A 14,163-nucleotide genomic window follows, 5' to 3' on the forward strand; every position below is an offset into this window, starting at 1 on the left:
AGAATGAGAACACGGGAAGAAGATGTTAGCTCACGGCTGGGTTCCGAAACCATTAAGAAAAAACAAAGTTTTCTCCATTTATTTATTCAAAGTGCAAAATAGGCGTTGATTGTTTTTTTGCAAATGTATCGAACCTTAGCCCCCTTCTGAGGCATTCTAGATTATAAGCATCTTCAAATTGGATATTCCCCATATTTACGTTCCTGCCCCAAAAGTGAATTAATTCGATCTGTTGTTTACTTTGCGGAGCTTCCCATATAAGATTTTGTCTCATCTGTCTGTTAATCGTTTTTTCGCAATCACGAAGAAATTCTTTGTCAACCATGCCTTCATTATTGTAAATGCCGACATTTTTACCCGATTCCCTTCCTTCAACAATCACATAGGAAGCACCGCATTCAAGATCAGAATAAAGGGTGCGTTCTAATTCCTTTACTGCAAATTGGCTTCCTTGAGCTTTTTTTCCACACTCTGTTAAAACCGAAAATCCATTTGTAATTGCTTCTAGAATCATCTCTCTTCTGCTTCTCATTGGTAAATCAATCGTCCCATCAGAAATTTCTAGATGATCAAAACCTATTTTCTGCATATAATCGAAATATTCTTGTATGACACCTTGATGATAGGCGATTTCAAATAAAGTACCACCCGGATATAAAATGACATTCGCTTTTTTGGCTAAAAGCAGCTTTTTTTTCAAAAGTTCAAAAGGATATAACATGGTTGTGCCAAAACCAAGTTTAATATAGTCAACATATGGACCTACTAGTTGTAAGAACTCTTCAAATAAAGTGATACTGATTCCTTTATCAATTAACATCGTTAAACCAAGCTTTTCAGATTTACTTATTCTTTCTCCCGATGGATCCAAAAGCTGCGGTTGACAAATATTTTCCGATTGGTTCACAGAAACAATCCCTCCTAATGGGTAAATGTCTATGTAAACCATCGTATGCTTATAAGTGTCAAAGGTTTCTTGTTATCTTTTATTGTTCTTGTACATCTTTGTTCTTATCGATGTCCATTGCTTCACCGCCAAGATGAATATAGAGGCATGGTTCCTTCTCTCCTTCTCCAAGAATTGATTTTTTTAGGCCATCGATGAATTTAGATGTGAGATCAATGAAGTTCTGCTTTTCTCCTAGATTATCTAGTTGACCCATGATGTAAAGGTCCTTATCCTCTTTATACAAATAAGAAATATATCCCACAGCTTTTCCATTAGAATCGACCACATTTATAATTTCTCCTTGCTGATTGCGAAACTCCGGTTGAAAAAAGATCAATCGTCAAAACTCCTTTAGCAATATAAGTTTAAACAGTTCTCCCTTATATTGGCTAAAAAAAATTTAAAAAATACATTTTTCAGTTTTAGTGAGTAAGATTCCATTCTACTTATTTTGTTACGACCAGAATAAGTAATAAATTATATAATCTTGAGGAAATTTTCCTCAAGCATTAAATAAAGTTTCAATATTTCCATTTTTCCCGCCAATTACAATTGTATCTGCCATATTTACAAAAAGACCATTCTCAACTACACCTGGAATCATATTTAACATTTTATTCAATTTGACAGCATCATGTATTTTCTCAAAATAGCAATCCAATATGTAATTTCCATTATCTGTGATAAAAGGGGCATGATGATCCATTCGCAATTTAGGATTGCAGCCTAATGTACGGATCTGGCTGCAAGTTATTTCCCAACCAAATTGTACAATCTCAACGGGTAACGGAAACTGGCCTAATTGTTCAACATATTTTGATTCATCAATAACCACAATGAAACGCTCCGAAATTGAGGCAATCATTTTTTCACGTAATAAAGCTCCTCCACCACCTTTTATAAGTTCAAAGTCCGGATTTGCTTCATCAGCTCCATCTATTGTTAAATCTAAGCGATTGATAGAAGACAGGTTTACTAATGGAATCCCTAATTCAAGCGCAAGCTTTTCCGTGCTTTTTGAGGTAGGAACGCCTCTTATATCAAGTCCTTTTTTTACTAACTCGCCTAGCTTTAAAATAGACCAATAAACAGTTGATCCAGTTCCAAGTCCTAAAAGCATTCCATCTATCACATATTCAATGGCTTTTTCACCCGCCACCCTTTTAGCATCCATATAAACATCCCACCTACACTCTTATACTTATTAATAATATTAACCAAAATATTATTTTTCTCAAAGTTTTCCGTCTTTAAATATATCCTGTCGATTTACTAACAATTAATATGATTTTTAATGTTACAGATACAAAAAAATGGCCGTTGACAATGTCAACAGCCACTGATTAGTTGTAAATTTATTCAGCATCCTTCGTCTCATTATCTTCATCAGATTGTTTCGTTGGAGCTACTTGATCAAGGGAATCCATAACCACATTCGCTTTAATCTCAGGAACTTCTTGTCGTGTGTGACCATTCAACCGAACATAAATTTGTTCAATCTCTTCACCTGTTAAGTCGCCTCTCTTCAACAGTTCCTCTGCAATCTCGTGGACGAAGTCAGATTGTTCATTCACTAATTTCTTAACTTGAAGCATTTGATCCTTCAATAATTCATTGATCTTTGGACGGAGCTGCTTAAGGGCGTCTGGCCGTGAACCAATTGATAGCCAACTAAATAGTTCATCACCCATACCGACCATTCCAAGGTAAGCACCTGCTAGGTCTGTAGCCTGCCTTAAATCGGATGTTACACCATTTAATTTTTTCTGTAAGAACTCCTCTTCAACGGCACGTGCTGCTAAACAAACTTGAATCTCAGCTAAAATTTCACTGTCGCTACGGTTATAGCGCTCTTTCGTTGGTTTAGTTGCAGCAAGACCAAGCGCACCTCCTCGGCGGATGATGGTCACTTTCCAGACTCGTTCATATGGCTTTAACAAATACTGGGCTACCGCATGACCAGCTTCATGGTAGGCGACGTTTCGCTTCTCATCATCACTCATAGAGCGGAGAGGCTGCTTGAGGCCCCACTCATACGTTTCCATTGCATTACGGAAGTCTTCGTAGCTGGCATCCTGAGCGCCACGCTGATGGGCCATCACAATCGATTCGTTGACGATATGCTTGATCTGTGCTGGACTGTAGCCAATCGTATCTAATGCTGCCCTTTCTGGTGTAAGAGTAGCATCTCTCTTCACCTTATCAAGATAATATAGGAAGACATCCACTCGTCCATCATAGTCGGGTGAATCGACCCAAAGCTGTCGATCAAAGCGGCCAGGACGAAGTAATGCTTGATCAAGTACATCTGGCAAATTGGTTGCAGCAACAGTTAATACAGCAGGTCTCTCTGCTTTTTTACGGCGCAGCCCAAGTGATCGAAGCAGCTTGGCAAAACGTGAATTATCAATGTTTGGCGGGTCCATTTGCAAGAGCAGTTCGTTAAGAAGACCAGTACCGCCGCCCATGCCAAGCAATCCTCCTGCTGCACCTCCACCTGCCGACCGCGACATACCAATGGCATCGATTTCATCGATAAAGATGATGCAGGCTCCGTAAACTTTCGCAAGTTTTCTAGCCTTTCTGTAGAGACCCATTACCTTCAAGTTTCCAACACCAAAAAACATATTTTGAAAACTTGGGGCCGATGCATAAGCAAAGGGGACCTGTGCTTCGTTGGCAATGACCTGAGCAAGGTAGGACTTACCAGTTCCTGGAGGTCCACAGAGCAATAGTCCACGAATGGCTTCCCCACCCATTTGCTTGAATTCCTTAACACCTTTCAGCAGGGTTACAATCCTTTTGGCATTCTCAACAATTTCCGGATTGCCCCTATAATCGTCCCATGTGGATCCAGTCTCACCAGGTAAAATCCAGTACGTACGTCCTCGAGCAAGGAACCAAAAGAGTGCTACAAACTGAATAATGATAAAAACTACGGCAAATAACAATTGCAACAAAATACTGAGAACTCTAAGCGCGATATTCCATGCTGGTGGACCTCCTGCCCACAATAACCCACCGAGAATGGCAAGAATTGCGAACCTAATGAGGAATGTGCGCCACTTGATCCAATGATATCTCTTCATGACCTCACTCCCTTAACTGACTATTTAGATAATTTTTACGAAAGGTCATCTCAAGTGGTGCCACGGCTTTAAAGACGAAAGGTATATATTCGACACTCCTTTGGTTGCAATGAATCTATTTTTCACTTGGAAATGTCCTATTTTCCATTACCTGCCCTATTTCATTCGTGACTCAATCCATCTTGCTCTATTTTCTTGAAAAAAGAGGATTGCTCGGATACCTATCTCTTTATAAATTAACACAATAAGAAGGAACCATATAATGTAATGCTTACAAATTGATACATCCTTTCTTTTTGTTAATTGGAGTAATCCTTTCACCAAGCTGTAAAAATAGATTCTTAGATAAAGAGATTGTTTACTTCCATGAACATTCAAAGTACTGCACTCTTTTAAAAAAAAGAACTTCTATCCTTTTAGAAAACTCATTATTTAGCTAAAGATTTTGCTCTGGATACTTGAATTCTTATCATCATATGTATAAGATAGGTTCTTTTATGCTTGTGTCGTTTAACGAATTAAAACATAGATTCGAAGGATAAGAATGAAGCAACTTCTTTTTTAAGTAGATGTGAGCCATTATTACACAAGCTAATTAAAGTTGAGAACAGCAGAATTAAAGGATGTAATCATAATGATTAATCATAGTATAGCAGTAGAAATAACCTTAAGCCAAATGTTTCGTTTATTTTATTTCTTATATTGGAGTTTACAATTGTTATTCAATACATTGAACAACAAAAAGCCTTAATAGATGAAAAAAGCCCTTGATAATCCAGGATTAACAAAGACTTGTATTATGCTTTAAAACAAGGTGTATGATGAACTTAAATTTAAGGCTGTTTTCGTATAGATTGTTGCTTTTAAACTTCAGCCTGCATACACTTCGCTTTCCGTGGGCGAGCGTCAAGCCTCCTCGTCGCATACGCTCCTGCGGGGTCTCGCCTTTCTCGCATTCCCACAGGAGTCTACGTGTATGCAGGCTGCTCTGAAGCGTTTCTCCCAATGTTTTTGTCAAAAGCAACAAACTTTGAGAAAACAGCCTAATTTAAAAAAAGTTAGCTATCCCTATTTCTTCAATCCAACACTTCTATCATTGAAGAAAGTACTTGAATTTCCCTGAGTGGCTTATGATGACTTTCTGGCTGTCTCTTACGGTGATTAAACCAAATTGCATGCCATCCTGCTTGATTTGCCCCAACAACATCGTTTGCCCATGAGTCGCCAATGTAGAGAAAGTTTTCTGGTGAAAACGAAAACTTCTTGGCAGCTTCATGAAAAATATTTGGATCTGGTTTTGCGATTCCTATTTGATCTGAGATGAAAATACGATCACTCGAAATGTACCTAGTTAAACCTAACGCTTGAATTTTGTTCGATTGATGCTGGGTTGGCCCATTAGTGATAACGCCAAGTTCAAAGCCCATTTGCGAAAGCTTTGTCAGGATTTGAGGTGCTTCTGGGAATAATTCGATCGATGTAAGAGCTTTTTCATATTGAAGCTGAAATATTTGAGCTGCTTCTCTAGAAATGGTAAAGTCATAGCTTTTTAAAGCTTGAATGATTCGTTGAATTCGAAGCTCCTCAAGGGTTAATTCCTTTCGAATGTAGTTCTCCCAAAGAAGATCACTCGTGTGTCTAAAGGTCTTACATACTGATTCTATTGAAAATTCCTTCGGAAAGCTTGGGAATATCTGTTGAAATGAATCTGAAAAAGGTTTTTGATGATCATGTAAAGTATCATCTAGATCAAAAAAGATTGCTTTAATTTTCATAACTTTATTTCTCCTAAAAAATGATTCTATTTATTGTATATCTCCGAAACAATTTGACTGATGTTTACTTCTCAGCACTTGCGGAATGTAAACACAGAATGGTTCACTTTCCATATAATCTCCGGTTACGGCATAGGCTCTTGAACGGGAGCCCCCGCAAATATGACGGAATTCGCAAACACCACACTTGCCTTTATAGTTGTCTGGCTGGCGCAAATCCTTGAACACTTTCGCTTCACGGTAAATTTTTGCTAGCGGAGTTTCGCGAACGTTGCCTGCTATTATTGGCAGCAAACCGCTTGGCATCACATCACCAATATGTGAAACGAAGGCGAAACCATTCCCATCATTCACACCCTTGGGTGCACGTTTTAATCCATCTATCATGGATGCGACGTCTTTTGTAATTGTATCCTCGTAATGTATTTCTCCCTTCTCAATTTTATGTTCTCGCATTTTTTGTTGCAGTACAACACGTCTATAATGCTGAGCGGCAGTTGTTTTAATATCAAAGGGTGCTGTTTTGCTTAAATGATATAGCCATATAAAAATCTTTTCATGTTCTAAAGGTGTTATACAATCTTTAATTTGGCCTCTTCCGGTTGGTACCAATAGAAAGATATACCACATAACTGCTTTCAATTCACCGACGAGTTTTGCCATATCTTCTAAATGCTCATAATTATAGCGGGATATCACCGTATTGATTTGCAGGGGCATTTGTAATTCATTTAAAATGTTTATTTTTTCAATGGTAAGATCAAACGATCCAGCTACTCCTCGAAAAGGATCATGAATGTCAGCTCTTGGTGCATCAAGACTAAAACCCCAACGAGAAAGCCCTACCTCTTTGGCACGCTCCATTTTTTCATTTGTTACATTTGAAGTGGCACTTGGCACCATGGAAACACGCATCCCTTTTTGGATCGCATAATCCGCTAGCTCGAATAAATCTTCTCTTAGCATGCAATCTCCACCGGTAAAAACAAGCATTGGATTATCCATTGCATAGATGTCATCTATCAGCTTAAGCCCTTCCTCATACGTCAATTCTCGAGGATCGGGAATGAATTGAGCATCTGCACGACAATGTACACATTTAAGCTCACACGCTCTTGTTACCTCCCAAATAACAATAAAAGGATTTTGATGATAGTCGATTTCTTTTCCATGAGAATGCCCCACACTATGAGTATGTCTTCTTCCATTCATCTAAATCACCATACTTTTCTCAATTATATCCTAAATTGATGACGGGACAACTTATGCTTCATGTCCTATCCCATCAAAATATCGTACTTTAACGATTTTGACAGTTAGTTTCATCACAGTTTTTCAATGACGATTTTTCTTGCCACATAAAATAAAATTTCTACTGGGCTTTAAAAAGGCAATTATAGTATTGAGAAATCTAAGATAGCTTGCACTTCTGTAAATAAAGAAAAAAAATCGGCTCTTTAACGCCAAAGGCACCTTGGAAAGATATACAATAAGGGAAAGAAATATGGAGGACGTGAAAAGTTGAAAAGAGGCATCAACTTTGAGATACCAAATGAATATGGAACCTTTCTTGGAGATGCTCTAAAGCCAATTGATCTTTCTGACTTCAATTGGCTAATTGGGGATGGCGAGTCTTATATAACTGTTAATGATCAATTAGATGAAGAACTTTTTCTAGAAAATCAACTATTCTTTGAAGGTGATTTATTAAAAAAACGAATTGAAACGAATCTATATTATGTGATTTCCGCTGATTTAAAAGCCTATCCAAAAGATACAAACGTTTACGATATTGAGACGTATGAACAGTTTATTCATAGCGAATGCCACCTGGTTTTATTAATTGCAGATTGCTGTTTTACAACCATCTATATAAAGGATAAAGAAGCACTCGAATTATTATTCAATAACGCAATTCATTGCGGGTTTAAAAATATTCAATATATCACCCGATGAAAATGACACAAGGGCAAAACTATCTGTCTGGTAAAAAACATGAACATTAGAAACTTAAATAAGTATTCTTAAAATGAATAAACTATTATTTGAGCCCGAATTATGTTTACTTTTACTAGGTAAACGTAATTCGGGCTTCTTTTAGTTATTAAAATCTATAAACTATATTTTAGGAATTATTTATAGTATATTTCTATTCTTTTGGCTTTTGCTTGTTCTGGATAACTCGTATAAATATCACCTCGAATCCAAATTTTCACTTTATCTCCCTTTTTAAACGAGTTTGCCTCTTTAGAAGAAATCCCAATTAAAGGTAAATTATAATCTTTTATGATTTCGTTGCTTGTCTTATTTTTAATTTCATTATACTTTTCTATAGTTAAATCTTGTGCAACAAGTAAAGAGTTTTCATCCACTTCTAAAATAATACCTTTTACTTCGGGTAAAGAATTCTTAAATAATACGAATAATAGTCCGGATGTTATAAAGAATATACATAGATATGATATAATCTTTAGTTTTTTCATACTATCCTCCTTACTTGTGCTCATATCTTATTTCTCGTTTCTTTTTCTCCCTCCACTTGAATACTCATTCGTCCTCTTTGATTTTATTAATTGTCCATTTTTTATTTAATGAATTGATAAATGTTTTTACGTTCTTATTATTTTGCATGATTGGTGAATAAACATAGGAAAGCATTCTGTTAAAGGATTGATTTTTCAGCTTAATTATAGAAAGATTGCCTTGCTGTAAATCTCTTTTAATTACACTATGAGATAGAAGTGATAAACCCATCCCATTTATTAATGTTTCTTTTATGCCTTGATTGCTGCTGATTGTAAGAAATGATTTCACTTTTAGTCCATTTGTACGGATCACATGATTTAAATATTCGCGGGTTCCTGAACCAATCTCTCTTGTTATCCATGTTTGATTCTGAAGATCATCAATGGTCACTTCGTCCTTAAGAGCAAGTTGGTGATGATTAGAGGAAACAATAAAAAGCTCATCTTGCATAAAAGAGTGTACAGAAAGCTCCTTTTCATTTGTTTGACCTTCAATCAGCCCTATATCCACTTGATACAAGCGAACGGCTTGGACAATTTCGTCTGTGTTTCCAATAACCACTTGAAGCTCGAGCTCTGGATAGTCGTTCTGCAGGTCAATAAGCAAAGAAGGCAATAAATACTCGCCAATGGTAAAGCTTGCTCCTATCTTTAATTCTCCTTTTATAGAATTATGATGTTCCAGTATATCTTGTCTAGTCTGTTCGTAAATCGTGATCATTTGCTTAGCTCGATCATATAATATCTCGCCTGTTGGCGTGATTTTCAAAAATTTTGGCGAACGAAGAAATAATTTTGTCTGAAATTCTTTTTCTAAATTTTTTATATGTAAGCTCACACTTGGCTGAGACAAAAGAAGTATTTCCGCTGTTTTTGTAAAATTTTTTACTTCAACAAGAGTTACGAAGGTTTTTAACGCGTCGTAATACAAAATAAACCCACCTTATTATTAATAATTTTAATAGCTATAATAATTTATATATATTTTACTAATGACGTTTCTTTTGGTAAAGTTCTACTAGAAACTTTTTTCAGAATAAAAATGTACTAACTCGTAAGCACTTATTAATTATTTACATGGTGAAAACCAACTTTATTTATAGGATTAATAGAAGTAAAGTGAATGTTTGATTATTTTTTCACTAATCTTGTATGTCAATTATTGTTGAAACTAGTCATAATAATTATAATAGCCTATGATAAGTTTATCCCGCATTAACGGTCATTAAATCCCCACCTCAAAGTATAAGTGTAAACGAAAAATCCTAGGTGAGGGATAACTGACCGTAAATGCCCGATTAATTTAATTAAAAATCAGTGGGGATGAACCCCCCACTGATTGAAGTTTCATTTTATAATCCTTTGTGAGGTGGATATCTTTTGCAACTTAAAGTTTTGAACAGTCCTTTTAGTCAGGAGCAGGCAGAGCTCCTTAATCGACTTCTGCCGACCTTAACAGAATCACAAAAAGTTTGGTTGAGTGGTTACCTAGCCGCTGCCCAAATTTCGACGGCACAAGCTACAACAGCAACTCCACAAGTACAGAATGCAGAGCTTCCTGCTCAAAGCCCTGTACAGGCTATTTCAAAAGAAGTGACCATTCTTTTTGGATCACAATCTGGAAATGCACAAGGACTTGCTGAGAAGGCTGGTAAAACACTCGAAAGCCAAGGCTTTCAAGTAACCGTCTTATCCATGAGTGATTTTAAACCGAACAACTTAAAGAAAATTCAAAATCTCCTAATTGTCGCAAGTACACACGGCGATGGAGTACCACCGGATAATGCTATTTCTTTTCATGAGTTTCTTCATGGCAAAAGAGCTCCAAAGCTTGACGGCCTTCGCTTTGCTGTACTATCTCTTGGGGATAGCTCGTATGAGTTGTTCTGTCAAACAGGTAAGGATTTCGACAAGCGTTTAGAAGAGCTGGGCGGTACAAGAATTCACCCTCGTGTTGATTGCGACTTAGACTATGATGAGCCAGCAGCTAAATGGCTTCAAGGAGTCATTGGCAGCTTTAGTGAAGCACAAGCTAATAATACTGCTGATGCTGCTCCAGCTACAGCAGCTCCTCAAGCTGTAAAAACAGAGTATACAAGATTAAATCCTTTTAAAGCTGAAGTACTTGAAAACATTAACTTAAATGGCCGCGGTTCAAATAAAGAAACGAGACATCTTGAACTATCTCTTGAAGGATCTGGCCTGTCATTTGAACCAGGTGACTGCCTAGGCGTCTATCCGGAAAATGATCCAGTTCTTGTAGACTTGCTTCTTGAGGAAACGAAATGGAATCCAGAAGAAATTGTGACGGTCAATAAAGAGGGCGATGTTCGATCCCTAAGAGATGCACTTCTTTCACACTTTGAAATTACCGTATTAACAAAATCGCTGCTTGATAAAGCGTCAAATCTAACTGCAAGCGCAAAGTTAAAAGAGCTTTTAGCCGCAGAAAATAAAGAAAAATTAAAAGAATATATTAAAGGACGCGATTTAATTGATTTAATCCGTGATTTCGGTCCTTGGGGTGCTTCTGTACAGGAGTTTGTCTCTATTCTTAGAAAAATACCAGTCCGTCTATATTCAATTGCAAGCAGCTTTAACGCAAATCCCGATGAAGTTCATTTGACAATCGGTGCAGTTCGATACGAGGCACATGGACGCGATCGTAAAGGGGTAAGTTCTATTTTAACAGCAGAACGATTACAGCCTGGTGATAAGTTGCCCGTTTACATTCAAAACAACAAAAACTTTAAACTGCCAAGCAACCCGGATACTCCAATTATCATGGTTGGTCCTGGGACAGGAATTGCCCCTTTCCGTTCTTTTATGCAGGAGCGCGAGGAAACAGGTGCACAAGGAAAATCATGGTTGTTCTTCGGTGACCAGCATTTTGTAACGGATTTCCTTTACCAGACCGAATGGCAAAAACTAGTGGAAAACGGTGTGTTGACGAAAATGGATGTTGCCTTTTCTCGTGATACAGCTGAAAAGGTATATGTACAGCATCGTATGCTTGAGCATAGTAAAGAATTGTTTGAGTGGCTCCAAGAAGGTGCAAACTTCTATGTTTGTGGTGACAAAACAAACATGGCCAAGGATGTTCATAACGCATTGTTAACCATTATCGAAAAAGAAGGCGGCTTAAGTCGTGAGAAAGCTGAAGAATATTTAGCAGGCATGCAAAAAGAAAAACGTTACCAACGTGATGTATACTGATTTTGGATTGAAAGGAGTTTATCAACATGGTGAACCAAATATTAAAAGCACCAGAAGGCCCTGCTAGTGATGTAGAGCGTATAAAAGAAGAAAGCAACTATTTACGCGGAACGCTAGCAGAATCAATGTTAGAACCGCTTAGCTCTGGAATTTCCGACGATGATAATCGCTTGATGAAATTTCATGGAAGCTACTTGCAAGATGACCGTGATCTTCGTAATGAACGTCAAAAACAAAAACTGGAGCCAGCCTATCAGTTCATGCTGCGCGTTCGTACTCCTGGTGGAGTTTCAACATCTGAACAATGGCTTGTTATGGATGAGCTCGCTGATAAATACGGGAATGGCACTTTAAAACTGACTACACGTCAAGCGTTTCAAATGCACGGAATTTTAAAATGGCATATGAAAAAAACGATTCAAGATATACATGCATCCCTTTTAGATACAATTGCTGCATGCGGAGATGTAAATCGTAACGTCATGTGCAACCCGAACCCATATCAATCGGAGCTTCATTCCGAGGTATTTGAATGGTCGAAGCAATTGAGTGATTACTTATTACCGCGTACAAGAGCGTATCATGAGCTTTGGCTCGATGAAGAAAAGGTAGTAGGTACACCGGAACAAGATGAAGTTGAACCGATGTATGGTCCTCTTTATTTACCGAGAAAGTTTAAAATCGGCGTCGCTGTGCCTCCATCAAATGACATTGATGTCTTTTCACAGGATCTTGGTTTCATTGCGATTGTAGAAGATGAAAAGCTAATCGGTTTTAACGTAGCAATTGGCGGCGGTATGGGTATGACGCATGGTGATAAAGCAACGTATCCACAGCTTGCAAAAGTAATCGGCTTCTGTACACCAGATCAAATTCTTGATGTGGCAGAAAAAGTCATTACAATTCAGCGTGATTATGGAAACCGTTCAGTCCGTAAAAATGCTCGTTTCAAATACACCGTTGACCGTTTAGGGCTTGAAAATGTAATCGTTGAGATCCAAAATCGCCTTGGCTGGAAGCTTGAAGAAGCAAAGCCATTTCATTTTGACGACAACGGCGACCGCTACGGTTGGGTAAAAGGTGTTAAAGGAACATGGCATTTTACACTGTTTGTCCAAGGTGGACGTATCGCTGATTATGAGGACTACAAGCTAAAAACTGGCTTACGTGAAATTGCCAAAATTCACACTGGAGATTTTCGCCTGACAGCCAATCAAAACCTTGTGATTGCTAACGTATCAAGCCAGAATAAGAAAAAGATAGACGAGCTAATCGAACAATACGGCTTAACAGATGGCAAGCATTACTCTGCATTACGCCGAAGTTCTCTAGCCTGTGTATCTCTTCCAACTTGTGGATTAGCGATGGCAGAAGCCGAACGTTATCTACCAGTCCTTTTAGGAAAAATCGAAGAGATTGTCGATGAAAATGGTCTTCGTGACAAAGAAATTACGATCCGCATGACAGGCTGTCCAAACGGCTGTGCTCGACCTGCTCTTGGTGAAATCGCCTTTATCGGTAAAGGTCCTGGTAAATACAATATGTACCTTGGAGCAGCGTTCGATGGCAGCCGTCTAAGCAAAATGTACCGTGAAAACATCGGAGAAGAAGAAATTTTGAATGAACTGCGAGTTTTACTTCCTCACTACGCAAAAGAACGTAAGGAAGGCGAACACTTTGGAGACTTTGTCATTCGTGCCGGTGTTATTAAAGCAGTGACAGACGGAACTAATTTTCATGATTAAGGAAATTTAAACAACTTCTTTTAGATTAGGTAAACCCTATTCTCATCTAAAACTGAGAATAGGGTTTTTTATCGATTTTCGAAATTATTTATCGATTTTCGCAGTTTTTTTATCGATTTTGTAAATATTTTATCGATTTCAGATGTTTTTTTATCATTCACACACAAATTAAGAAGTTTTTCTGATAGTAAGGAAGGGACATTTCATAAAAAAGAAGAATATTACTCTTTCATATAAGATAATCATAAAGAGGAGTAATCATAATGGAGAATATTACAAAAGCTACCGTTTTAGATGCTTCAGAAATACTTTCGTTACAAAAATTAGCTTACAGTAGTGAAGCTGAGCTATATGGTAATTATGATATAGAGCCCCTTAAACAAACTGTTGAAGATGTTGAAAAAGCGTTTGAAACCCATCTCATTTTAAAGTACGTCCATAACAGGAAAATTGTTGGTTCTATAAGGGCCTATGAAAAAGACGGAACATGCTACATAGGAAAAGTAATGGTTCATCCCGATTTTCAAAACAGAGGGATTGGAAAAGAATTAGTAAAAGAAATCGAAGGTTTTTTTGCTGATGTTCGCTACGAATTATTCACCGGAAGTAAAAGCATTAAAAACATTTCGTTTTATGAAAAATTAGGATATCAAGGTTACAAAACCGGAAAAATGGATAGTGAAGAAACTATTTTTCTATTTATGGAAAAATTAAGAAAGTAGACGCACCTTGATAAGCTCCAACATGCTGAAATGACGCTTCTGTATAGAAGGTGTTCTTTACCTTTCATTTAGGAGTGACTTCAGCCTAAAGGGCTAGGTGCTTGAGTAAGACACTTTCTAATTAACGAAAAGACTCTGAAAA

Annotated in this window: 12 protein-coding genes; 4 read left to right on the plus strand and 8 right to left on the minus strand. The window is 37.4% G+C overall.

Annotation, left to right across the window (positions count from 1 at the left end; all coding sequences use genetic code 11):
* Positions 1 to 82: 82 nt before the first annotated feature.
* The 6 genes from comA to FDO66_RS11125 form a co-directional block, all read right to left on the minus strand.
* Complete coding sequence (gene comA, locus FDO66_RS11095) at positions 83 to 907, minus strand: phosphosulfolactate synthase (RefSeq protein ID WP_181444538.1); 825 nt, start codon at positions 905 to 907, stop codon at positions 83 to 85.
* A 79-nt stretch (positions 908 to 986) separates the two neighbouring features.
* The gene (locus FDO66_RS11100; RefSeq protein ID WP_141432717.1) at positions 987 to 1,286 is read right to left on the minus strand and encodes a hypothetical protein; all 300 of its coding nucleotides are present in this window, start codon (positions 1,284 to 1,286) and stop codon (positions 987 to 989) included.
* 165 nt (positions 1,287 to 1,451) lie between these two features.
* A complete protein-coding gene (gene rpiA, locus FDO66_RS11105) occupies positions 1,452 to 2,123 on the minus strand; it encodes a ribose-5-phosphate isomerase RpiA (RefSeq protein WP_141432718.1) in 672 nt (223 codons plus the stop codon).
* Positions 2,124 to 2,304: 181 nt separating this feature from the next.
* A complete protein-coding gene (locus tag FDO66_RS11110) occupies positions 2,305 to 3,909 on the minus strand; it encodes an AAA family ATPase (RefSeq protein WP_258535703.1) in 1,605 nt (534 codons plus the stop codon).
* Positions 3,910 to 5,114: 1,205 nt separating this feature from the next.
* Positions 5,115 to 5,813, minus strand: coding sequence for an HAD family hydrolase (locus FDO66_RS11120; RefSeq protein WP_141432721.1), 699 nt, complete (start codon positions 5,811 to 5,813; stop codon positions 5,115 to 5,117).
* 30 nt (positions 5,814 to 5,843) lie between these two features.
* A complete protein-coding gene (locus FDO66_RS11125; protein WP_141432722.1) occupies positions 5,844 to 7,025 on the minus strand; it encodes a TIGR04053 family radical SAM/SPASM domain-containing protein in 1,182 nt (393 codons plus the stop codon).
* A gap of 309 nt (positions 7,026 to 7,334) precedes the next feature.
* Here FDO66_RS11125 and FDO66_RS11130 point away from each other — a divergent pair, with 309 nt between their 5' ends.
* Positions 7,335 to 7,769: a DUF2691 family protein gene (locus FDO66_RS11130; RefSeq protein WP_395939771.1), complete on the plus strand. Its 435-nt coding sequence runs from the start codon at positions 7,335 to 7,337 to the stop codon at positions 7,767 to 7,769.
* 176 nt (positions 7,770 to 7,945) lie between these two features.
* Here the strand turns inward: FDO66_RS11130 and FDO66_RS11135 are convergent, their stop codons facing one another.
* Together FDO66_RS11135 and FDO66_RS11140 are read right to left on the minus strand one after the other, a co-directional pair.
* Positions 7,946 to 8,296 (minus strand): DUF3221 domain-containing protein, encoded by a 351-nt coding sequence (locus FDO66_RS11135; protein ID WP_181444539.1) that lies wholly within the window; start codon positions 8,294 to 8,296, stop codon positions 7,946 to 7,948.
* A 64-nt stretch (positions 8,297 to 8,360) separates the two neighbouring features.
* Entirely contained in the window at positions 8,361 to 9,269 is a 909-nt protein-coding gene (locus tag FDO66_RS11140; protein ID WP_141432724.1) for a LysR family transcriptional regulator, read from the minus strand.
* A gap of 449 nt (positions 9,270 to 9,718) precedes the next feature.
* Here FDO66_RS11140 and FDO66_RS11145 point away from each other — a divergent pair, with 449 nt between their 5' ends.
* The 3 genes from FDO66_RS11145 (at position 9,719) to FDO66_RS11155 (ending at position 14,021) form a co-directional block, all read left to right on the plus strand.
* The gene (locus FDO66_RS11145) at positions 9,719 to 11,554 is read left to right on the plus strand and encodes an assimilatory sulfite reductase (NADPH) flavoprotein subunit (protein ID WP_141432725.1); all 1,836 of its coding nucleotides are present in this window, start codon (positions 9,719 to 9,721) and stop codon (positions 11,552 to 11,554) included.
* Between the two features lie 26 nt (positions 11,555 to 11,580).
* On the plus strand, positions 11,581 to 13,299 hold the full coding sequence (gene cysI / locus FDO66_RS11150; protein WP_141432726.1) for an assimilatory sulfite reductase (NADPH) hemoprotein subunit: 1,719 nt from the start codon (positions 11,581 to 11,583) through the stop codon (positions 13,297 to 13,299).
* Positions 13,300 to 13,562: 263 nt separating this feature from the next.
* On the plus strand, positions 13,563 to 14,021 hold the full coding sequence (locus FDO66_RS11155) for a GNAT family N-acetyltransferase (protein ID WP_141432727.1): 459 nt from the start codon (positions 13,563 to 13,565) through the stop codon (positions 14,019 to 14,021).
* The last annotated feature ends 142 nt before the right edge of the window (positions 14,022 to 14,163 follow it).

This window comes from Bacillus sp. 03113, assembly GCF_006546985.1.
In the GTDB taxonomy this organism is placed as follows: domain Bacteria; phylum Bacillota; class Bacilli; order Bacillales; family Cytobacillaceae; genus VATK01.